The organism is Burkholderia sp. MSMB1072 (genome assembly GCF_001524725.1).
GTDB lineage: Bacteria > Pseudomonadota > Gammaproteobacteria > Burkholderiales > Burkholderiaceae > Burkholderia.
Window position 1 is genome coordinate 137,451 of record NZ_LOYC01000009.1, and the last position, 19,963, is coordinate 157,413.

21 protein-coding genes are annotated in these 19,963 nt (G+C 67.7%); 15 read left to right on the forward strand and 6 right to left on the reverse strand.

Annotated features, from left to right (window positions below; all coding sequences use genetic code 11):
• Nucleotides 1-66: 66 nt before the first annotated feature.
• The 7 genes from WS89_RS02670 (at nucleotide 67) to hpaI (ending at nucleotide 6,097) form a co-directional block, all read left to right on the forward strand.
• Entirely contained in the window at nucleotides 67-756 is a 690-nt protein-coding gene (locus WS89_RS02670; protein WP_059789407.1) for a fumarylacetoacetate hydrolase family protein, read from the forward strand.
• Nucleotides 753-1,517 carry a fumarylacetoacetate hydrolase family protein gene (locus tag WS89_RS02675; RefSeq protein ID WP_059500673.1) on the forward strand — a complete coding sequence of 255 codons (765 nt, stop codon included), beginning with the start codon at nucleotides 753-755 and terminating at the stop codon, nucleotides 1,515-1,517. The genes WS89_RS02670 and WS89_RS02675 overlap by 4 nt, the downstream gene beginning before the upstream one ends.
• Before the next feature lie 22 nt (nucleotides 1,518-1,539).
• Nucleotides 1,540-3,003 (forward strand): 5-carboxymethyl-2-hydroxymuconate semialdehyde dehydrogenase, encoded by a 1,464-nt coding sequence (gene hpaE / locus WS89_RS02680; RefSeq protein WP_059789408.1) that lies wholly within the window; start codon nucleotides 1,540-1,542, stop codon nucleotides 3,001-3,003.
• 165 nt (nucleotides 3,004-3,168) lie between these two features.
• Nucleotides 3,169-4,017, forward strand: coding sequence for a 3,4-dihydroxyphenylacetate 2,3-dioxygenase (gene hpaD, locus WS89_RS02685; RefSeq protein WP_059500671.1), 849 nt, complete (start codon nucleotides 3,169-3,171; stop codon nucleotides 4,015-4,017).
• A 44-nt stretch (nucleotides 4,018-4,061) separates the two neighbouring features.
• Nucleotides 4,062-4,454 (forward strand): 5-carboxymethyl-2-hydroxymuconate Delta-isomerase, encoded by a 393-nt coding sequence (locus WS89_RS02690; protein ID WP_059500670.1) that lies wholly within the window; start codon nucleotides 4,062-4,064, stop codon nucleotides 4,452-4,454.
• 20 nt (nucleotides 4,455-4,474) lie between these two features.
• Nucleotides 4,475-5,278 carry a 2-oxo-hept-4-ene-1,7-dioate hydratase gene (gene hpaH, locus WS89_RS02695; protein WP_059500669.1) on the forward strand — a complete coding sequence of 268 codons (804 nt, stop codon included), beginning with the start codon at nucleotides 4,475-4,477 and terminating at the stop codon, nucleotides 5,276-5,278.
• A 12-nt stretch (nucleotides 5,279-5,290) separates the two neighbouring features.
• Nucleotides 5,291-6,097: a 4-hydroxy-2-oxoheptanedioate aldolase gene (hpaI, locus tag WS89_RS02700; RefSeq protein WP_059789409.1), complete on the forward strand. Its 807-nt coding sequence runs from the start codon at nucleotides 5,291-5,293 to the stop codon at nucleotides 6,095-6,097.
• 74 nt (nucleotides 6,098-6,171) lie between these two features.
• Here the strand turns inward: hpaI and WS89_RS02705 are convergent, their stop codons facing one another.
• Nucleotides 6,172-6,963 carry an AraC family transcriptional regulator gene (locus WS89_RS02705; RefSeq protein ID WP_059789410.1) on the reverse strand — a complete coding sequence of 264 codons (792 nt, stop codon included), beginning with the start codon at nucleotides 6,961-6,963 and terminating at the stop codon, nucleotides 6,172-6,174.
• Between the two features lie 95 nt (nucleotides 6,964-7,058).
• On the opposite strand from WS89_RS02705, the gene WS89_RS02710 reads away from it, so the two are divergent.
• The 4 genes from WS89_RS02710 (at nucleotide 7,059) to WS89_RS02720 (ending at nucleotide 9,080) form a co-directional block, all read left to right on the forward strand.
• The gene (locus tag WS89_RS02710) at nucleotides 7,059-7,310 is read left to right on the forward strand and encodes a hypothetical protein (protein WP_034204951.1); all 252 of its coding nucleotides are present in this window, start codon (nucleotides 7,059-7,061) and stop codon (nucleotides 7,308-7,310) included.
• 31 nt (nucleotides 7,311-7,341) lie between these two features.
• A complete protein-coding gene (locus tag WS89_RS02715) occupies nucleotides 7,342-8,304 on the forward strand; it encodes a quinone oxidoreductase family protein (protein WP_059789411.1) in 963 nt (320 codons plus the stop codon).
• Nucleotides 8,305-8,409: 105 nt separating this feature from the next.
• Nucleotides 8,410-8,583: a DUF6402 family protein gene (locus tag WS89_RS34495; RefSeq protein WP_257128129.1), complete on the forward strand. Its 174-nt coding sequence runs from the start codon at nucleotides 8,410-8,412 to the stop codon at nucleotides 8,581-8,583.
• A complete protein-coding gene (locus tag WS89_RS02720) occupies nucleotides 8,580-9,080 on the forward strand; it encodes a hypothetical protein (protein WP_257128106.1) in 501 nt (166 codons plus the stop codon). Before WS89_RS34495 ends, WS89_RS02720 begins: the two co-directional genes overlap by 4 nt.
• A 144-nt stretch (nucleotides 9,081-9,224) precedes the next feature.
• On the opposite strand, the gene WS89_RS02725 is transcribed toward WS89_RS02720, so the two are convergent.
• Nucleotides 9,225-10,316, reverse strand: a complete 1,092-nt coding sequence (locus tag WS89_RS02725; RefSeq protein ID WP_059505056.1) for a porin — start codon at nucleotides 10,314-10,316, stop codon at nucleotides 9,225-9,227.
• Here WS89_RS02725 and WS89_RS34135 point away from each other — a divergent pair.
• Nucleotides 10,198-10,437, forward strand: a complete 240-nt coding sequence (locus WS89_RS34135; RefSeq protein WP_179949390.1) for a hypothetical protein — start codon at nucleotides 10,198-10,200, stop codon at nucleotides 10,435-10,437. The two genes, WS89_RS02725 and WS89_RS34135, sit on opposite strands and share 119 nt — an antisense overlap.
• 37 nt (nucleotides 10,438-10,474) lie before the next feature.
• Here the strand turns inward: WS89_RS34135 and WS89_RS02730 are convergent, their stop codons facing one another.
• The 4 genes from WS89_RS02730 to pdxR all read right to left on the reverse strand — a co-directional run bounded on the left by WS89_RS02730 (nucleotide 10,475) and on the right by pdxR (nucleotide 16,174).
• Nucleotides 10,475-11,542: an ABC transporter ATP-binding protein gene (locus WS89_RS02730; protein WP_059505058.1), complete on the reverse strand. Its 1,068-nt coding sequence runs from the start codon at nucleotides 11,540-11,542 to the stop codon at nucleotides 10,475-10,477.
• Nucleotides 11,535-13,307 (reverse strand): ABC transporter permease, encoded by a 1,773-nt coding sequence (locus WS89_RS02735; protein WP_059789412.1) that lies wholly within the window; start codon nucleotides 13,305-13,307, stop codon nucleotides 11,535-11,537. Before WS89_RS02735 ends, WS89_RS02730 begins: the two co-directional genes overlap by 8 nt.
• Nucleotides 13,308-13,407: 100 nt before the next feature.
• Nucleotides 13,408-14,508, reverse strand: a complete 1,101-nt coding sequence (locus WS89_RS02740; RefSeq protein WP_059789413.1) for an ABC transporter substrate-binding protein — start codon at nucleotides 14,506-14,508, stop codon at nucleotides 13,408-13,410.
• Nucleotides 14,509-14,692: 184 nt separating this feature from the next.
• Nucleotides 14,693-16,174 (reverse strand): MocR-like pyridoxine biosynthesis transcription factor PdxR, encoded by a 1,482-nt coding sequence (gene pdxR, locus WS89_RS02745; RefSeq protein ID WP_059789414.1) that lies wholly within the window; start codon nucleotides 16,172-16,174, stop codon nucleotides 14,693-14,695.
• Between the two features lie 100 nt (nucleotides 16,175-16,274).
• On the opposite strand from pdxR, the gene WS89_RS02750 reads away from it, so the two are divergent.
• The 3 genes from WS89_RS02750 (at nucleotide 16,275) to WS89_RS02760 (ending at nucleotide 19,930) form a co-directional block, all read left to right on the forward strand.
• Nucleotides 16,275-17,510 carry a multidrug effflux MFS transporter gene (locus WS89_RS02750; RefSeq protein ID WP_059789415.1) on the forward strand — a complete coding sequence of 412 codons (1,236 nt, stop codon included), beginning with the start codon at nucleotides 16,275-16,277 and terminating at the stop codon, nucleotides 17,508-17,510.
• Between the two features lie 130 nt (nucleotides 17,511-17,640).
• On the forward strand, nucleotides 17,641-18,321 hold the full coding sequence (locus WS89_RS02755) for a response regulator (protein ID WP_059505068.1): 681 nt from the start codon (nucleotides 17,641-17,643) through the stop codon (nucleotides 18,319-18,321).
• A 187-nt stretch (nucleotides 18,322-18,508) separates the two neighbouring features.
• Entirely contained in the window at nucleotides 18,509-19,930 is a 1,422-nt protein-coding gene (locus WS89_RS02760) for a sensor histidine kinase (RefSeq protein ID WP_059505479.1), read from the forward strand.
• Nucleotides 19,931-19,963: the final 33 nt, after the last annotated feature.

The following is a 19,963-nucleotide window of genomic DNA, read 5'->3' on the forward strand; positions in this document are numbered from 1 at the left end:
CTCAATTGTTTACTTAAGATATTAACTATTGACGATGCGCCGCGACGCGCGGCAGGGGAATGACGCATGGAGCTGTCTTGCACGACCGCCGCGGCGGCGCCGTTGCCGGTCGCCATCGGTACCGTCTACGGCGCGCTGCTCAACGAGCGCGCGGCGCTCGCCGCGCTCGGCGATGCGGTGAACGCACCGCCTTACGGCCGCCCGCCGCAGGCGCCGATCCTGTACATCAAATCCGCCAACACGCATGTGGCCGACGGTGCTGCCGTCGTCGTGCCGGCCGGCGTCGACGCGCTCGAGATCGGTGCGTCGGTGGCCGTCGTGTTCGCCCGGCGCGCGACGCGCGTGGCGGCCGCGCAGGCGCTCGACTACGTGCACGGCTTCACGCTCGCGAGCGACGTGTCGGTGCCGCATCCCGACTACTACCGTCCGGCCGTGCGTTTCAAGTGCCGTGACGGCTTTTGCCCGCTCGGCCCGGCGATCGTGCCGGCTGCCGCGCTCGCCGACGTCGACGCGATCGGCCTGACGGTGCGGATCGACGGCGAGGTGGCCGCGTCCGCATCGACCGCGACGCTGATTCGCCCGGTGCGCGAGCTGATCGCCGACGTGACGGCCTTCATGTCGTTCGACGCGGGCGACGTGCTGCTGCTCGGCGTCGCGGGCGGCGCACCGCGCGCCCGCGCGGGCAGCACGATCGAGATCGCCGCGGCCGGTATCGGCGCGTTGCGGCATACGCTGATTGCGGAGGAAGCACGATGAAGACCGCGCGCGTGATCTACAACGGTGCACTGCATGCAGCCGAACCGGCCGGCGACGGCGCGATCCGCCTCGATACGGGGCGCGTGCTGGCGGAGGACGCGGTGGCATGGCTGCCGCCCGTCGCGCCGCGTACGACGTTCGCGCTCGGCCTGAACTACGCCGACCATGCGAAGGAACTCGCCTTCAATGCGCCGAGCGAACCGCTGATCTTCCTGAAGGGGCCGAACACGTTCGTCGGCCACCGGTCGCGCACGGTGCGCCCGGCGGACGCCACGCACATGCACTACGAGTGCGAGCTGGCCGTCGTGATCGGCCGGCCCGCGCGCCGCGTGAGCCGCGCACAGGCCATCGACTACGTGGCCGGCTATACGGTCGCGAACGACTACGCGATCCGCGACTATCTCGAGAACTACTACCGTCCGAACCTGCGCGTGAAGAACCGCGACACCTGCACGCCGCTCGGGCCGTGGTTCGTCAGCCGCGACGAGATCGGCGACGCGGGCGACCTGACGCTGCGCACGACGGTGAACGGCCGGCAGACGCAGCGCGGCAGCACGCGCGACATGGTCTTCGACGTGCCGGCGCTGATCGAGCACATCAGCAGCTTCATGACGCTCGCGCCGGGCGACCTGATCCTGACCGGCACGCCCGAGGGGCTGGCGGACACGCAGCCGGGCGACGAGGTCGTGACCGAAATCGAAGGGATCGGCCGGCTCGTGAACACGATCGTCGGCGAAGCAGACTACTATCGCGCCGGCTGAGCCCGTCGCCCAAGGAGAGCACATGACCATCAAGCACTGGATCGACGGCCGCGAAGTGGAGAGCCGCGAAACCTTCACGACGCTGAACCCGGCGACGGGCGACGTCATCACCGACGTCGCATCGGGCGGCGAGGCCGAGGTCGACGCGGCCGTGCGCGCGGCGAAGGAAGCGTTCCCGAAATGGGCGAACACGCCGGCAAAGGAGCGCGCGAAGCTGATGCGCAAGCTCGGCGAGCTGATCGAACGGAACGTGCCGATGCTCGCGGCGCTGGAGACGCAGGACACCGGCCTGCCGATCGCGCAGACGAGCAGGCAGTTGATTCCGCGCGCGTCCGAGAACTTCAACTTCTTCGCGGAAGTGTGCGTGCAGATGAACGGCCGGACCTATCCGGTCGACGATCAGATGCTGAACTACACGCTGTACCAGCCGGTCGGCGTGTGTGCACTGGTGTCGCCGTGGAACGTGCCGTTCATGACGGCCACGTGGAAGACGGCGCCGTGTCTCGCGCTCGGCAACACGGCCGTGCTGAAGATGTCGGAGCTGTCGCCGCTCACGGCCGACCAGCTCGGCCGGCTCGCGCTCGAAGCCGGCATCCCGCCCGGCGTGCTGAACGTCGTGCAGGGTTACGGCGCGACGGCCGGCGATGCGCTCGTGCGGCATCCGGACGTGCGCGCGGTGTCGTTCACGGGCGGCACGGTCACGGGCAAGCGGATCATGGAGCGCGCGGGCCTGAAGAAGTATTCGATGGAACTCGGCGGCAAGTCGCCGGTGCTGATTTTCGACGACGCCGATTTCGACCGCGCGCTCGACGCGTCGCTGTTCACGATCTTCTCGATCAACGGCGAACGCTGTACCGCGGGCTCGCGGATCTTCGTGCAGCGCACGATCTACGACCGCTTCGTGCAGGAATTCGCGCGCCGCGCGAACAACCTGGTGGTCGGCGATCCGTCCGATCCGGGCACGAATCTCGGCGCGATGATCACGCGCCAGCACTGGGAGAAGGTGACGGGCTATATCCGCATCGGCGAGCAGGAAGGCGCGCGCATGGTCGCGGGCGGTGCGGACAAGCCGGCCGGGTTGCCCGACCATCTGCGCAACGGCAACTTCGTGCGGCCGACCGTATTCGCCGACGTCGACAACCGGATGCGCATCGCGCAGGAAGAGATCTTCGGGCCGGTCGCGTGCATCATCCCGTTCGACGACGAGGAAGAAGGGTTGCGGCTCGCGAACGACACGGCGTACGGCCTCGCATCGTACATCTGGACGCAAGACGTCGGCAAGGTACATCGGCTCGCCCGGGGCATCGAGGCCGGGATGGTGTTCGTGAACAGCCAGAACGTGCGCGACCTGCGCCAGCCGTTCGGCGGCGTGAAGGAGTCGGGCACCGGGCGCGAGGGCGGCGAGTACAGCTTCGAGGTGTTCGCGGAGATCAAGAACGTGTGCATCTCGATGGGTTCGCATCACATTCCTCGCTGGGGCGTGTAACGGGAGCGGGTCGTGTCGCCGCAAGAACGAACGATTCCTTGGCCGGCACGCCGGCCAAGCATGGGGCCAGCGTAAGCGCTAAAGCGCTGACTCTGGCCGACCGCGAAGCATGGGACCGGAGTAACCGCTAAAGCGCTAACTCCGGTCGACAGGGAGACTTGAACGATGGGCAAATTGTCCCTCGCCGCGAAGATCACGCACGTGCCGTCGATGTACCTGTCGGAACTGCCCGGCCGGCATCACGGCTGCCGTGAGGCGGCTATCCGCGGCCATCAACTGATCGGCGAGCGCTGCCGCGCGCTCGGCGTCGACACGATCGTCGTGTCGGACGTGCACTGGCTCGTCAACGCGGGCTATCACGTGAACTGCAATGCGCGGTTCGCCGGCACCTATACGAGCAACGAGCTGCCGCACTTCATCCGCGACATGCAGTACGCGTATCCGGGCAACCCGGCGCTCGGCCGGCTGATCGCGGAAACGGCCACCGCGCGCGGCGTCGCGACCCGTGCGCACGAGATCGACAGCCTCGAGCTCGAATACGGCACGCTCGTGCCGATGCGCTACATGAACGGCGACCAGCACTTCAAGGTCGTGTCGATTGCCGGGTGGTGCATGTGGCACACGCTCGACGAAAGCCGGCGCTTCGGCGAGGCGCTGCTCGAAGCGATCGAGAAGAGCGATTCGAACGTCGCGTTCCTCGCGAGCGGCTCGCTGTCTCACCGCTTCAACGACAACGGCAGCCCCGAGGAATCGATCCACGAGATCAGCCGCGAATTCTTCAGGCAGGTCGACCTGCGCGTGGTCGAGTTGTGGAAACAGGGCGATTTCAAGACTTTCTGCGCGATGCTGCCGGAGTACAACGTGCATTGCCACGGCGAAGGCGGCATGCACGACACGGCGATGCTGCTCGGGCTGCTCGGCTGGGATCGTTACGATCGGCCCGTCGAGATCGTCACCGACTATTTCGCGAGCTCGGGCACCGGGCAGATCAACGCGATCTTCCCGCTGCCCTGAGCGTTACCGCCCGCCACGCATTCGAATCCGACCGGAGACCTGCCATGCCACACATCGTCGTCGAATACACCGCGAACATCCGCGACGACGCACGCATTCCCGTGCTGCTGCGCACGATCAACGCGACGCTGATCGCACAGGGCGGCGTGTTCCCGACCGGCGGCATCCGTTCGCGCGCGATCGAGCTGCGCGACTACTGCGTCGCCGACGGCACGGAGGACGACGCGTTCGTCCACGTGACGCTGAAGATCGGCGCGGGCCGCACCGACGCGCAGAAAAAGGCCGCGTGCGACGCGCTGTTCGACGCGATCAAGGTGCATTTCGCCGAGTTGTACGCGACACGCTACCTTGCGCTGTCGATGGAACTGACCGAGTTCAGCGAAAGCGGCTCGTACAAGCACAACAACATTCACGCCCGCTACAAGCGGGCCGGCTGAACTCCATTCCCGATCCGACCATGCTCGAACCCGCCATCATCGACCAGCTCGCGCACCGTCTGCACGACGCCGAACGCGCGCGCACGCAGATCCGCCAGATCTCGCTCGACCATCCCGACATCACGATCGACGACGCGTATGCGATCCAGCGTGCGTGGGTGGCCCTCAAGCTCGCGGAAGGCCGCACGCTGAAGGGGCACAAGATCGGCCTCACGTCGAAGGCGATGCAGAACACGTCGCAGATCGACGAACCCGACTACGGCGCGCTGCTCGACGACATGTTTTTCGAAGACGGCGGCACGATTCCAACTAGCCGCTTCATCGTGCCGCGCGTCGAGGTCGAGCTCGCATTCGTGCTCGGCAAGCGGCTCACCGGCCCGAACTGCACGATCTTCGACGTGTACGACGCGGTCGATTACGTCGTGCCGGCGCTCGAGATCATCGACGCGCGCAGCCAGTCGATCGACCCCGATACGAAGCGGCCGCGCAAGGTATTCGACACGATCGCCGACAACGCGGCGAACGCGGGCGTCGTGATCGGCGGCCGGCCGGTGCGCCCGCAGGACGTCGATTTGCGCTGGGTGGCGGCGATCATGTCGCGCAACGGCGTGGTCGAGGAAACCGGTGTCGCGGCCGGCGTGCTGAACCATCCGGCGAACGGCGTCGCGTGGCTCGCGAACCGGCTGTCGCGCTTCGACGTTGCGCTGGAGCCGGGGCAGATCGTGCTGGGCGGGTCGTTCACGCGGCCGTGCGCCGCGCGTTCGGGCGATACGTTCAGCGTCGATTACGGCCCGCTCGGGACGATCCAGTGCTACTTCGAATGAGTTGAGCGAACGATGCAGATTTCGTCGAATGTCTTCAAGGCCGCGCTCGCGCGCGGCGATGCGCAGATCGGGTTGTGGCTCGGCCTCGCGAATCCATACAGCGCCGAAGTGGTCGCGGGCGCCGGTTTCGACTGGCTGCTGATCGACGGCGAGCATGCGCCGAACACGGTGCCGACGATCCTCGCGCAACTGCAGGCGATCGCGCCGTATCCGTCGCATCCGGTCGTGCGCGTGCCGTGGAACGATCCGGTGATCGTCAAGCAGGTGCTCGATCTCGGCGCGCAGACGCTGCTCGTGCCGATGGTGCAGAGTGCGGACGAAGCGCGTGCGGCGGTGGCCGCGACGCGTTACCCGCCGCACGGCATGCGCGGCGTCGGCAGCGCGCTGGCGCGGGCGTCGCGGTGGAATCGCGTCGGCGAGTACCTGCATCGCGCGAACGACGAGATGGCCGTGCTCGTGCAGGTCGAGACGCGCGCGGGGCTCGACGCGATCGATGCGATCGCGCAGGTCGACGGCGTGGACGGCGTATTCATCGGGCCGGCCGATCTGGCGGCCGATCTCGGTCATCTCGGCCATCCCGGGCACCCGGCCGTGCAGGCCGCGATCGACGGTGCGATTCGCGCGATCAAGGCGGCCGGCAAGGCGCCGGGGATTCTGAGCGCGGATGAGGCGGCCGCGCGGCGCTATCTGGACGCGGGGGCGCTGTTCGTCGCGGTCGGCGTCGATACGACGCTACTGGCGCGGAGCGCGGAGCGGCTCGCCGCGCAGTTCAAAAGGAGCGGCGACGCCGCCGCGAAGCAGGGCGACGGCACGTATTGACGCGGCGGCAGGCGGTGGTCGTGTGCCGCCCGCGGCGTTTCGCCACGCGGCTTCGTGCCCGCGCATGGCCGCGCCTATCCGTTCGCGCTTCGTCCCGCCTCCATATACCGTCCCGGTGTCGTTCCCAGCGCGCGCCGGAACATGTCGATGAACGCGCTCACGTTGTCGTACCCGAGATCGAGCGCGATCGTCGTCACCGGCGCACCGTCGGCAATGCGCTCCAGCGCCCGCAGCAGTCGCGCCTGCTGACGCCACTGCGCGAACGTCAGCCCCGTCTCGGCGACGAAGCGGCGGCTCATCGTCCGTGCGCCGATGCCGGCCCATTCGGCCCATTCCTCCAGCCGCCGGTCGTTCGCGAGATCCGCGGCCAGCGCATCGGTGATCTTCACGAGGCGCGGATCCCGCGGCCGGACCAGGCCCAGCGCCTCGGCTTCCGATGCCGCGATTTCATCGAGGATCACGTCGGCGATCCGGGCCTGTGCGGCATCCAGCTCGCCATCGCCCCAACTTGCCGCGCGCTGCACGGCTTCGCGCAGCAGCGGCGTCGTGCGGATCGCGCGCGGCGTCGCCGGCAGCGCCGCGCAGCGGGCTTCGGCGACGAACGCCGACCAGCCGGAAATGGGCCCGAACGAGCGCAACGAATGCCGGCAATGCGGCGGGATCCAGATCGCATGGATCGCCGGCACGACCCACTCCTGGTCGTCGAGGCCGATCGTTACCAGGCCGCTCAGCGCGCCGACGAGCTGGCCGCGCGCATGCGAATGCGGCGCGGTGATGCGCGGGTCGCGTTGCGACAGGACGGCGGCGACCACGAACGGGCCGTCGTCGGACGTGACGAAGCGGGCGGGCAGGAGCGGATCGGACATGGCCGGATATCGGTATCGAATGGCCGTTATACCGGAGATTGGACGGATTCGCACGCCTACACTGCGTCCATCGATGACAACCGGAGCAAGACGCGATGCGAGCCGAACAGATGCTTCCCGACCATGCCGACCGGGTCGATGCCGGCGGAACGACGATTCGCAAGGGGACCGTTGGTGCGTTTCTGGTCAACGCACGGGTGTTGACCGATCCGAATGCCGCGCCGGCGGAGCGGGCGCGTGCGGAGGCCGATGCGATCGACGCGTTGCCTGCGCTGCGTGCGCTCGGCCTGTTCGACGTGCTGGAAGTACGCGATCCCGCGCTGCGCGCATGGCTCGATGCCCGGTAAAGACCCATCTTCCAGAATTGAAGGAACCACCATGAAAGCAGCAGTCGTAACGGGTGCCGGCGAGCGTCCCGTTCATACGGAATTCGACGCTCCCGGCGCGATGCCGGGCCACCGTCTGATCGACGTGACGGCGTCGGCGTTGAGCCGGCTCGCGCAGGGGCGCGCGGCCGGCACGCATTACTCGTCGGACCGCCGCTATCCGTTCGTCGTCGGTGTCGACGGCGTCGGGCGTCTCGACGACGGTCGGCGCGTCTACTTCTTCGGTGCCCCGGCGCCGTTCGGCGCGATGGCCGAACGCACGATCGTGCCCGATACGCAGTGCGTGTCGCTGCCGGACGCGCTCGACGACGTCACGGCCGCGGCGATCGCGATTCCGGGGATGTCGTCGTGGGCGGCGCTGACCGAACGCGCGCGGCTCGTCGCGGGCGAGACGGTGCTCGTCAATGGCGCGACGGGCACGTCGGGGCGGCTCGCGGTGCGGATCGCGAAGCATCTCGGCGCGGCGAAGGTCGTCGCGACCGGCCGCAACGCGGCCGCGTTGCAGGCGTTGCTGAATGCCGGCGCGGACGCCGTGGTGTCGCTGCAGCAGGACGACGCGCATCTGGCGCGAGCGCTCGAGCCGCATTTCCGCGCGGGCGTGGATGTCGTGCTCGATTATCTGTGGGGGGCCAGCGCGCAGACCCTGCTGGTTGCCGGCGCGAAGGCGACGCCCGATGGCCGCCGGCTGCGTTTCGTGCAGATCGGCTCGATCGGCGGCGCGGACGTGCTGCTGCCGGGCGCCGTGCTGCGGGCGACCGCGATCGAACTGATGGGTAGCGGGATCGGCAGCGTGTCGCTGCCGCGCTTGCTGGCGTCGGTGCGCGGCGTATTCGAAGCGGCCGGGCCGGCGGGCCTCGCGATCGACACGCGCACGGTGCCGCTGTCGGACGTCGGCGAACATTGGGGCGATACGAGCAGCCTCGTGCGTCCGGTGTTCACGATGCGGGGCGAGTAACGGCGACGGGCGTGCAAAGGGCCATCGTCTGCCAAGGGGAAGGGCATCGTGCCAAGCTACACCGCAGCGAATCTTGCAGATCAGCCGTGGTTTGATTTTCCCGTCGTGTCCGGCAGTACGGTCGCAAACCTCTATGAGCCAGGGAAAGTTTACTATCCGGTTCGGAATCGCTCGTTCCGAGACTGGCAAATCAGACACCATCGAGGTGGCGATTTCATCATATTTTCCGACTATAGGTCGATCATGCTGGACAAACCCATAACGGTGTACTTCGAATGAACGGATTGGCGACTGCCATGCAAGGGCCGGGCATGGTTGCGCTTGCAGCAATCGCGCTGTTCGGAATCGCGGTGTGCGTGTCGATCGTTGTCTTATACAGCCTTGCACACCAGGATGGGCGCGCTGTCCGAATGAAATCGGGAATGAAAGCGCTCGGTTTTGGTGTGGCAGTTGTCGCTTTTTTGGGTTGCGCCGGTTCTTACTATCAGGATGCGCACGTACGTGCACGAGCGACGCAGTTTGATACCGAGCTCTCCAGAAGCGATGGGGGGCGCTACACGGCGCAATACACCTACCTGGCTGGGGACCGCATTCTTTTGCGACTCTATCGGACATCCGACATGCGATTGCTTGCCGAGCGGACTTACGAGTACCCGGATTCCGTCCGACTGATATGGACTAAGGATTCCTTGATATTTGATGCCGCCGTTGATAGCGATGGAGAGATCAAACTACCGCCTACACTGTTCGATCGATTCAAGGCTATGTTGCCGTAGTCGACCGTGCTTCGTGCGTATGTGATTCCGTGTTGTGCACATGAACAGGCGCAGGATGATGCGTAACGGCGCACGAGGACCGGCGTCACACCGAATGGAGGCGGGCGGCTATACGTGCCGCCGCCCGCCGTCACGTCGCAACGATCAGAACCGCTGCTGAATCCCCGCCGTGACCCCGACCTGCGTGGTTCCATACCCCGCGAAATCGCGCGACACGCCGACCTTCTGGTCGTGTTTCGCGATCGCGAACGCGCCGGCCGCGTACAGCACCGTCCGCTTCGAGAGCGCGTAGTTCGCGCGCATCGACACCAGCGTCGGATCGGCGTCGCTGCCGCCCTTGATGTTCTGGTGATAAACGGCCGCGATCAGCGAGAACGTCGGCGTGAACTGGTACGACCCACCGAGCCAATACATGTCGCTCAACTGGTTTGCGGCCGTCGTGTGATACGTGCGCCGATAATTTCGATAGCCGGCCATCGTTTTCAGGTTGCCGAAGTCGTAGCTCAGGCCGGCATGGATGCCCTGAACGTAGTTGACGGTATCGACCGGCGTGACGCTGTCGGCCGCGCCGTTCTGCCGGTCGAACGTGACGACCGCCGCGAACGGGCCGGTCTCGTAACCGACCGCGAAATCGTATTTCGAGCTGGTTTTCATGCTGCCCGGCACGTTGCCGAAGCCGTACAGCGCGCCGAACTTGAAGCCGCTGAATTCGCCGTCGTAGCGCACCGCGTTCGACGAGCGCGTGAACATGCCGTCCTTGCGGCCGCCCGTCGCCATCGACGACGAGGCCCACGAGTAGTTCTGCGCGTAGCCCATCGGGTCGAACGGCAGCATGTAGTCGTAGGTGACGGTGTAGTTGCGGCCGAGCGTCAGTTCGCCCCATTTGCTCTTCAGGCCGACCGTCGCGCGGCGCGCGAAGATCGAGTCCGGGCCGTCGTCGAACGCGCCGTTCGCGAGATCGATCCCGCTTTCGAGGCGGAACACGGCCTTCAGCCCGCCGCCGAGATCCTCGACGCCGCGCAAGCCCCAGCGCGATGTGTTCTTGTTGCCCGACTTGAGCTTGACCGAATTGCCGCCTTCCGGCGCCGCGTGGTTGGTGAATTCGATGCCGGCGTCCATGATCCCGTATATCGTGACCGACGACTGCGCGTGCACGGCCGGCGCGGCGATACAGGCCGCCGCGGCCGAACCGGTGAGGACTACTGTTCGAATCGAACGTTCTGCGCGTGACTTCATTTTGACGGTGTCTCCTTGGTTTGTTCTGGGTGGGGTGAAACGGAAAACCGGTATTCGGCGCGCCATCGGCGAACGCCATGACGGGTTCGCCGATGCGAGGCCGCAACGGATGCGTGCCTGACTGCATGCGCGGCGGCACATGGGCCGCCGCGATCGGGTCAGCCCGCTTTCGCGAACGCCCAGCAGTCGTTGGTCGGGAATTCGATCCAGTGCTTGCCGGCCGCGCGCGGCACATGGCCGAACGCACGCAGGCGCATCTCGCCGCAATGGAACAGGTATTCCCAGCGGTCGCCGAGATACATCGACGTGACGAGGTCGGCCTGCAGCCGGTTCGCGCCCGGGCCGTCGGCGACCTGCACGCGTTCGAGGCGGATCACGGCCTGAGCGTCCTGACCCGGCGCGAGCGTGTCGCGGGCGACGGCGCGCAGCTCCCAGCCGTCGCCCGCGAGCGTCACGCATTCGCCGTCGATCGCGGCGACGCGCGCATCGATGCGGTTGTTGCTGCCCATGAATTCGGCGGTGTACAGCGAGCGCGGCGCGCCGTACAGCTCGGCCGGCGTGCCTTCCTGCTCGATGCGGCCGTTGCGCAGCAGCAGGATGCGGTCGGACATCGCCATCGCTTCGGTCTGGTCGTGCGTCACGCACAGGGCCGACAGCCCGAGCGACACGATCAGCTCGCGCAGCCACGCACGCGCTTCCTCGCGCAGCTTCGCGTCGAGGTTCGACAGCGGCTCGTCGAGCAGGATCACCGGCGGGTTGTAGACGAGCGCGCGGGCGATCGCGACGCGCTGCTGCTGGCCGCCCGACAGTTGATGCGGAAAGCGTTCTGCGAGATGGCCGAGGCCGAGCTGGTCGAGTGCGGTCTGCACGCGGCGCTTCTGTTCGGCCGGCGCCACACGCCGCAGCTTGAGGCCGTACCCGACGTTGTCGGCGACGGTGCGGTGCGGCCACAGCGCGTAGGACTGGAATACGAGGCCGAGCGAGCGTTGTTCGACCGGCAGGTCGACGCGTTGCGCGCCGTCGAAGAACACGCGATCGTCGAGCTGGATGCGGCCGTCGGACGGCTGTTCGAGCCCGGCCACCGCGCGCAGCAGCGTGGTCTTGCCGCTGCCCGACGCGCCGAGCAGGCACACGACTTCGCCGGCCTTCAGTTCGAACGACACGCCCTTGAGGATCGGGTTGGCGCCGTAGCTGAGGTGCAGATCGTCGACGATGAGCTTATCCATGAAGTTTCACTCCGAAGCGCAGGGCCACGCCGAGACCGGCGCCGACCATCGCGATGTTGATGACAGAGAGCGCGGCGACCTGGTCGACGGCGCCGGTCGCCCACAGCGACACGAGCAGCGCGCCGATCACTTCGGTGCCGGGCGACAGCAGGTAGACGGCGGTCGAGTATTCGCGCTCGAAGATCATGAAGATCAGCAGCCACGCGGCGAGCAGGCCGAAGCGCACGAGCGGCAGCGTCACGTCGAGCGACACGCGGCTGCGCGTCGCGCCGACGCTGCGGCCGGCTTCCTCGAGCTCGGGGCCGACCTGCAGCAGCGCGCTCTGGATGAGCCGCATCCCGTACGCGAGCCACACGACCGTGTACGCGATCCAGATGCTCCACATCGAATTCTTCAGCTCGCGCAGGCCGGGCACGAACAGGAAGATCCACAGGAACGCGAGGCCGGCGAGCAGTCCCGGCACCGCACGCGGCAGCAGCACGAGATAGTCGAGCAGCCTGGTCGCCCAGTCGGGGCGGCGGTGGCCGGCGAACGCGACGAGCGAGTAGAAGCCGATCGCGAGCGCGCCGCCGATCACGCCGATGCCAAGTGTATTGACGATGGCGCGCACCAGATTGTCCTGCTCGAACAGCTCGATGAAATTCGACAGCGTCAGCACCTCGGCGAGCGCGACGCCTTCGCCCCAGTTGGTCACGAACGCACGCAGCACGATGCCCGAGATCGGCACGATCACGGTCAGCAACAGCCACAGCGCGACGATCGCAAGCGCGACCCAGCGCCATACGCCGAGCGGCAGCACCGTCGCGCGGCCGGCCTTGCCCTTCACGGTGACGAAGCGGTTCGCGGTCTTCAGCAGGCGGCGCTGCAGCAGCACGAGCGGGAACGTGATCGCGACGATGCACACGGCGACCGCGGCCATCAGGTGATACGACGGCACGCCGAGCTTGTTGGTCAGCTTGTACAGGTAGGTCGCGAGCACGAGGTGGCCCTCCGGGTCACCGAGCACGAGCGGCAGCCCGAACACCTCGAAGCCGAGGAAGAACACCAGCACGCCGGCGAACAGCAGCGCGGGCATCGTCATCGGCAGGCTCACGTCGAGCGCGACGCGGAACGGCCGGGCGCCCGTCACGCGCGCGGCTTCCTCGACGTCCGAGCCGAGGTTGCGCAGCGCGGCCGACGAATACAGGTACACGTGGGGCACGTGCGTGAGGCCGACGATCACCGTGATCGCGAAGATCGAATAGACGTTCCAGGGCACGTTCTGCACCCCGAACAACTCCTTGAACCACACCGAGTAGAAGCCGACCGGGCCGGCCGCGACCACGTAGCCGAACGCGAGCACCATCGGCGACACGAACACCGGCGTGAGCAGCAGCGGTTCGAGCCAGCGGCGGCCGGGCAGGTCGGTGCGCACCATCAGGAACGCGAGGATGCCGCCGAGCGGGATCGAGATGAACAGCATCCCGCCGGCGATGACGAACGAGTTCTTCACGGCCGACCAGAAGTCGGGATCGCTGAAGATGAAACGGAAGCCTTCGACGCCGAGCGTTTTGTTCGCGTCGAAGAACGGCGCGGACAGCAGGCTCTGGAACAGGATGAAGCCGAGCGGCAGCGCGACCGCGACGGTCAGTACCGCGACGACGATCCAGCGCAGCATGCCGGCGAGCGGCTGCAGGCTGCTGACCGGCAGCGCGGGAATCGCGTCGCGCGGGCCGGTGGCGGGCGGAACGGCCGGTGCCGTGCCGCGTGTGCTGGTTGAAAGCATGAGTTCGCCCCTGCGGCCATCCGGATGGCCGCCTCAAGGAAGTCGGTAAGGGGAAGGAGGCGCCCGCGCGACGTGCGGCGGGCGGCCCGAGGTCAGCGGCTCAGCGCTTGATCGCCTGCTGCCATTGCTTCAGGAACGCGAGGCGCTTCGACTGATCGAGATAGACGAGCAGGCCGGTGCCGATCTGGATCGGCTTCAGCGAATCGCCGAGTTCCTTCGTGAGGCTCGCGGCCGACGTTTCGCCGGTCACGTCCGCGCGGATCGCGTACAGGTTCGCCTGGTTCGCGATCAGCGTCTGGCCGCGCTTCGACAGCAGGTAGTCGACCCACAGCTTCGCGGCGTTCGGGTTCTTCGCCTTCTTCGATACGGTGGTGAGGCGGCTCACGACCTGCGTGTAGTCCTTCGGAAACACGTAGCCGATCGACTTGTCCTTCTTCGCCTTGGCATACGCATACGAACCGATGATGTTGTAGCCGATCAGGTTCTCGCCCGACGAGATGCGCTCCATCATCGCGCCCGTGCTCGACTGCAGCTTCGGGCCGGTCGCGCCGATCGCCTTCACGAGTTCCCACGTGACCTTCTCGTTCACGTGGGCGTCCTGCGTCAGGTAGTTGAAGCCGACGCCCGATTTCTCGATGTCATAGGTCGTGACCTTGCCCTTGAACTTGTCCGCTTGCGTGGTGAGGAGCTTGATCAGGTCGGCGCGCGTCGTCGGTACTTCGTTCTCGGGAATCAGGCGCTTGTTGTAGACGATCGCGAGCGGCTCGAACGTCGTGCCGTACGCCTGCTTCTGGTACTGCGCCCATTGCGGCACGTTCGGGCTTTCCGGCGAATCGTAGGACGCCATCAGGCCGTCGTTGACGAGCTTGACCTGCAGGTCCATCGCCGAGCTCCACAGCACGTCGGCGCTCGTGCTGCTCGCCGCGTTCTCGCTGATGTAGCGGTTGTACAGCTCGGTGCTGTTCATGTCGTTGTACTCGACCTTCACGCCGTACAGGCTTTCGAAGTCCTTGATCAGCGGACGCACGAGGCCCGTGTCGGTCGTCGAGTAGACGATCAGCTTGCCTTCCTTCTTCGCGGCGTCGATCACGCCCTGGTAGTTCCCCGGGTAGCCGGCCGGAACCTGCGCGACGGCGCTGCCGGCGGCAGTGCCCAGAACGACCGCCAGCGCGGCGGCGAGGTGCTTCGGTGCAAACGGCATGTCTTCCTCCAGTTACGCTTATGTGTTGTTCGAGTGCAGCGGATGGTAATTGCGCGGCACTTTCAGCCCGCTTTCATTTCCGTTCACAATCGCGCCGTTCATGTCATGGATTTCCCGAGGTCGAAGCGGCCGCCGCCGCGGGTTTGCGGCGCGCGGCAACGCTTGAAAGGGAGAGGCGTGCGGGCTACGCGGGCGTGGCCAGCAGTTGTCCGAGGAGGCGGCCGCCATGCCGCGCGTGCGCGGCCGTCAGCGCGGCATATCCGACGACGACGCCCGCTTCGCACCGGGCGCTTCGACAGAAGCCGCGGATCGGCTGCAACGCGACGCCGGCCGCGCGGGCCTGCGCGACACAGGCTGCTTCGTCCATGCCAGGCGGCAGCCACAGCACGAAATGAAAGCCGGCGTGCTCGCCGGACACCGTGTACCGGCCGCCGGCATGCTTCGCCAACTGGTCGAGCACGATGTCGCGCCGCTGGCGGTACGCGTGGCGGGCGGCGCGCAGGTGCTTCGTGAAATCGCCGTGGCCGATGAAACGGGCCAGCGCGAGTTGCGGCGCTGCGCCAACCGAGCGGGCGGTCGCATGCCACACGGCGGACAGCGCCGGCCGCAGTTCCGCCGGCACGACCATGAAGCCGATGCGCAACCCGGAGAACAGCGTCTTGTTGAACGACCCGCAGTAGATCACGCGATCGCACGCGTCGAGCGCTTTCAGCGCAGGGAGCGGGGCGGTCTGGTAGCTGAATTCGCCGTCGTAGTCGTCCTCAATGACCCACGCGCGGTTGCGCTGCGCCCAGTCGAGCAGTTCGAGCCGGCGCGATACCGACATCGTGACGCCGAGCGGCGCCTGATGGGCCGGTGTCACGTAAGCGGCGCGCGCATCGGGATAGCGATCCAGCGATGCGGTGTCGATGCCTTCCCGATCGACCGGCACGTCGATCACGGTCGCGCCCGCGATCGTGAAGATCTGCCACGCCGACGCATAGCCGGGATCTTCCATCAGCACCGTCGTGCCGGGCGCGAGCAGCGTGCGTGCGACGAGGTCGATCGAATGGCGGATGCCGGTCGTGATGACGATGTCGCCGGCCTCGCACGGGATGCCGCGGTATTCCCGCAGGTACGCGGCGATTTCGATGCGCAGGCTTTCGACGCCCTGTGCCGGCGTCGCGCCGAGATCGTCCGCGGTCGCGGCAAGCAGGCTGGCGCCGAGCGCCTTCTTCCAGTGCTGCATCGGCAGCAGGCCGGGGTCGGCGAGCCGCGCGACGAACGGGACACCGGGACGCACGCCCTGCTCGGGCTCGGGCTCGGCCGCGGCGGCCGGCATGGCGAGCGGGACCGCACGCGGACCGCCGTCGCCCGATTGCGCGGCCGCGCGCAGATAGCTGTCCGGCACGACCGCGCACGCGCGCGTTCCGGATCCCCGCGTGCGGGTGATGTAGCCCTCGGCGCACAGGATGTCGTACGCCGCTTCGACGGTGCCGCGCGCGACATCCCAGCGCGCGGCCAGCGTCCGGCTCGATGGCAGCGGGCCGTCGCCGGGCAGCAGGCGCTTCAGGATCGCGTCGCGAATCGTGTCGGCGATGCATGCCTGCTTCGACTGCGGGCTGCCGCCCGACAGCCCGACCGGGCGTGGCAGGTCAAGCGGAATCGCGGCTTTGCCTCGCGGCATAGTGGTCCAGTCGATGGTCAATTTAATGGTCCTTCAGCTTATATCACTTTCGCCTTAGATTGCTGTCGACCCACCCATCCGACCGAAACGGACTTACCGCATGAAGACGCGTTCATTACCCCGATGGGGCTGGCTGTTCCTGTTGATGCTCGTCGTGTGCCTGCCGCGCGTCACGATCGATGCGTACCTGCCGTCGCTGCCCACGATGGCGGACGCGCTGCACGGCACCGATGCGCAGTTGCAGCTCACGCTGACTCTCTACATGGCCGGATATGCGTTGTCGATGCTGGTGTCGGGGCCGTTGTCCGACCGCTATGGCCGCCGCCCGGTGCTGCTCGGCGGCCTGTGCGTGTACGTCGTCGCGAGCGTCGCCTGCGCAGGGGCGACCAGCATCTCGACGCTGATCGTCGCGCGCGTGTTCCAGGCGCTGGGCGGCTGCAGCGGCACCGTGATCGGCCGCGTGATCGTGCGCGAGCGCTTTCCGGCCGCGACGCAGGCCACGATGCTCGGCCATCTTTCGGCCGGCATGGCGCTGTCGCCGGTGGTCGCGCCGCTGGCCGGCAGCGCGATCGCCGAGTGGCTCGGCTGGCGCGGCGTGTTCGGCTGGCTGGCGGCGGCCGGGCTGATCGCGACCGCGATGGTGCTGCGCTATCTGCCCGAGACCCGCGAGCGCGCTGCGCGGCCGCCAGCCGGCGCCGGACTGCTGCGGACCTATGCCGGCCTGCTGCGCGAGCGGCGGTTCCTGCGCTATTCGCTTGCCATCGGCTTTGCCTACTGCACGTACTATCCGTTCATCGCGGAATCGTCGACGCTGTTCCAGCGGCAAATCGGCGTGTCCGGGCCGGTCTATGCGGCGATCTTCGGCGTGACCGTGCTCGGCTACCTGATCGGGTCGAGTGCGTTCGCGCGGGCCGGCGCGCGCCGGACAGCCGATTCGGTCGTCGCGGCGGCGGCGGCCGTCAATCTGGTCGGCGCCGCCGGACTGTGGATCGGCGGCGCGATCGCCCCGGCTTCGGTGCCGGCCCTCGTCGCGCCGATGTTCGTCGTGATGATCGCGGTCGGGATCGCGATTCCGGCCTGCCAGTTCGCGGTGATGCAGCCGTACACGAAGATCGCCGGCACGGCGTCGGGGCTGTTCTTCTTTATCCAGATGGCGATCACGGCCGCGTGCGGCGGCGTGCTGGCGTGGCTGTCGGACGGCACCGCGCATCCGATGATCGTCGTCACGGGCGGCGCGAGCGTCGCGTTCGTCGCGGTGGTGGCCGGTTTGCGCGAGCGCGGCGCGACTGGCGATGCGCGCATCGCGGCGCGCAACCGGCCCGCCGCCGAGCGCTGAGCGCGGAACGGGGCCGCCGGCACCGCAGGCGGCGGGTTCGCGGCATCGCGCAACCCGTGTTTGCGCGAGGCGTGGAGACGGAAAGGATCATGTAATGTAGCGGGCTGTCGCTGACCTTACCGGAATCCCCATGCGTGTGCTGCTCGTCGAAGACAACCCGAACCTGGCCCAGTCGCTGAACGACGCGCTGAGCGCCGCGCGCTTCGCGGTCGATCACATGGCCGACGGCGAGGCGGCGGACCACGTGCTGCGCACGCAGGATTACGCGCTGGTGATCCTCGATCTCGGCCTGCCGAAGCTCGACGGGCTGGAGGTGCTGCGGCGGCTGCGTGCGCGCCGCAACCCGGTGCCGGTGCTGATCCTCACCGCGCACGGCTCGGTCGAGGATCGCGTGAAGGGGCTCGATCTCGGCGCCGACGACTATCTCGCGAAGCCGTTCGAGCTGACCGAACTGGAGGCGCGCGCCCGCGCGCTGATCCGGCGCAGCCTCGGCCACGAGCATTCGCGCGTCGAATGCGGGCCGCTTTCGTACGACAGTATCGACCGCGGCTTTCATCTCGCGGGCGAGCCGCTGTCGCTCACGCCGCGCGAGCGCTCGGTGCTCGAGGTGCTGATCCTGCGCAACGGCCGCGCGATCAACAAGGACACGCTGTCGGAGAAGATCTTCGGGCTCGACGAATCGGTGAACGCCGATGCCATCGAAATCTACGTGTACCGGCTGAGGAAAAAGCTGGAGAACAGCGGCGTGGCGATCGTCACGCTGCGCGGGCTCGGCTATCTGCTCGAAGCGAAGGCGCAGAGGACCGAATGAACTGCGCGCCTGCTCGCGTGTTTCGCATGGGACCGAGGTACGCGCTGAAGCGCGACTCCGGATCGACGGTTTTGCATGGGACCGGAGTAAGCGCCAGAGGCGCCAACTCCGCATCGACAGCTTTGCGCTCGGCGATGCGCCGCGAATGCGCCGCCACGCCGCTCGGAGCGGCCCGGCGGGAGGCACGATGACCCGCCCGAACCTGCGCGCGCAGGTCGCGCTGTGGCTGCTGCTGCCGCTGCTCGGCCTGCTCGCGCTCGACTCGTGGCTCACGTACCAGCGCGCGATGAGCGCCGCGCACGTCGCGTTCGACCGGACGCTGTCGTCGTCGCTGAAGTCGATCCGCGAAGGCGTGCGGCTCAACGACGGCGAGATCGAGGTCGACCTGCCGTATCTCGCGCTCGAGATGCTCGAATCGAGCGACGGCGGCAAGATCTACTACCTGATCCGCGAGGGCGACGGCCGCACGGTCACCGGCTATCCGGACCTGCCGCTGCCGCAGGGGCGCGATGCGGGCGACGGCGCGCCGTTCGTCACGCGCTACTACGACGTCGTGTATCGCGGCGAACAGTTGCGGATGGCCGCGCTGCGCATCCCGGTGCACGACGTGCCGACCGCGCAGTCGCGCATCGTGTGGGTGATGGTCGGCGAGACGATCGAGGCGCGTCAGGCGCTCGCGCGCGAGATCCTGATCGGGTCGCTGCTGCAGGAAGGGCTGCTCGTCGTGCTGGCGCTCGGGATCGTGTGGCTCGGCGTCGGGCGCGGGCTGCGGCCGCTGAACCGGCTGTCGGCCACGGTTGCCGCGCGCAGCGAGGACGACACGACGCCGCTCGACACGGGCGCGATGCCGAGCGAACTCGCGCCGCTCGTCGATTCGATCAACCAGTACATCGGCCGCACGCAGCGGATGCAGGTGGCGCGGCGCCGCTTCTTCGCCGATGCGGCCCATCAACTGAAGACGCCGCTCGCGGCCGTGCAGGCGGGCGTCGAGCTTGCGTTGCGGCCCGACGAACAGCCGCGCGCGAACGTGCACTTGCGCCGCGCGAACGGCGCGGTGCGGCAGGCCGCGAAGATCGTCCAGCAATTGCTGTCGCTGTCGCGGCTCGATTCGGACAGCGGTCATGCGGTCGCGCACAAGCCGGTCCCGCTGCACCGGCTCGCACGCAGCGTGACGCTCGACTGGTCGCCCGTCGCACGCGCGCGCGACATCGATCTCGGCTTCGAGCACGAGGCCGATGTCGACGTGAACGGGCAGGCCGACCTGCTCGGCGAGATGATCGGCAACCTGATCGACAACGCGATCCGCTATGCGGGCGACCATGCGGTGATCACGGTCCGCGTCTCGCGCGACGGTGGCGACGCGCGGCTCGACGTGATCGACAACGGGCCGGGTATTCCGGCCGACGAGCGCGACGCGGTGTTCGAGCGCTTCCATCGCGGCAGCAAGACGCAGACGGTCGAAGGGACGGGGCTCGGGCTGTCGATCGTGCGGGAAATCGCGCGCGTGCATCAGGGCAGCGTGACGCTCGCCGATGCGGGCGGCGGCGGGCTGGTCGTAACGATCCGGCTGCCGGCGGCGACGAGCGATGCGATGCCGCGCGCGGCGTGACGGCGCACGACGATACGGCACGCGCAGGGAACG

Coding starts and splice junctions, on each gene's coding strand:
- WS89_RS02670 (WP_059789407.1), top strand. CDS start 67: ATGGAGCTGTCTTGCACGACCGCCGCGGCGGCGCCGTTGCCGGTCGCC.
- WS89_RS02675 (WP_059500673.1), top strand. CDS start 753: ATGAAGACCGCGCGCGTGATCTACAACGGTGCACTGCATGCAGCCGAA.
- hpaE (WP_059789408.1), top strand. CDS start 1,540: ATGACCATCAAGCACTGGATCGACGGCCGCGAAGTGGAGAGCCGCGAA.
- hpaD (WP_059500671.1), top strand. CDS start 3,169: ATGGGCAAATTGTCCCTCGCCGCGAAGATCACGCACGTGCCGTCGATG.
- WS89_RS02690 (WP_059500670.1), top strand. CDS start 4,062: ATGCCACACATCGTCGTCGAATACACCGCGAACATCCGCGACGACGCA.
- hpaH (WP_059500669.1), top strand. CDS start 4,475: ATGCTCGAACCCGCCATCATCGACCAGCTCGCGCACCGTCTGCACGAC.
- hpaI (WP_059789409.1), top strand. CDS start 5,291: ATGCAGATTTCGTCGAATGTCTTCAAGGCCGCGCTCGCGCGCGGCGAT.
- WS89_RS02705 (WP_059789410.1), bottom strand. CDS start 6,963: ATGTCCGATCCGCTCCTGCCCGCCCGCTTCGTCACGTCCGACGACGGC.
- WS89_RS02710 (WP_034204951.1), top strand. CDS start 7,059: ATGCGAGCCGAACAGATGCTTCCCGACCATGCCGACCGGGTCGATGCC.
- WS89_RS02715 (WP_059789411.1), top strand. CDS start 7,342: ATGAAAGCAGCAGTCGTAACGGGTGCCGGCGAGCGTCCCGTTCATACG.
- WS89_RS02720 (WP_257128106.1), top strand. CDS start 8,580: ATGAACGGATTGGCGACTGCCATGCAAGGGCCGGGCATGGTTGCGCTT.
- WS89_RS34135 (WP_179949390.1), top strand. CDS start 10,198: ATGATCCCGTATATCGTGACCGACGACTGCGCGTGCACGGCCGGCGCG.
- WS89_RS02725 (WP_059505056.1), bottom strand. CDS start 10,316: ATGAAGTCACGCGCAGAACGTTCGATTCGAACAGTAGTCCTCACCGGT.
- WS89_RS02730 (WP_059505058.1), bottom strand. CDS start 11,542: ATGGATAAGCTCATCGTCGACGATCTGCACCTCAGCTACGGCGCCAAC.
- WS89_RS02735 (WP_059789412.1), bottom strand. CDS start 13,307: ATGCTTTCAACCAGCACACGCGGCACGGCACCGGCCGTTCCGCCCGCC.
- WS89_RS02740 (WP_059789413.1), bottom strand. CDS start 14,508: ATGCCGTTTGCACCGAAGCACCTCGCCGCCGCGCTGGCGGTCGTTCTG.
- pdxR (WP_059789414.1), bottom strand. CDS start 16,174: ATGCCGCGAGGCAAAGCCGCGATTCCGCTTGACCTGCCACGCCCGGTC.
- WS89_RS02750 (WP_059789415.1), top strand. CDS start 16,275: ATGAAGACGCGTTCATTACCCCGATGGGGCTGGCTGTTCCTGTTGATG.
- WS89_RS02755 (WP_059505068.1), top strand. CDS start 17,641: ATGCGTGTGCTGCTCGTCGAAGACAACCCGAACCTGGCCCAGTCGCTG.
- WS89_RS02760 (WP_059505479.1), top strand. CDS start 18,509: ATGACCCGCCCGAACCTGCGCGCGCAGGTCGCGCTGTGGCTGCTGCTG.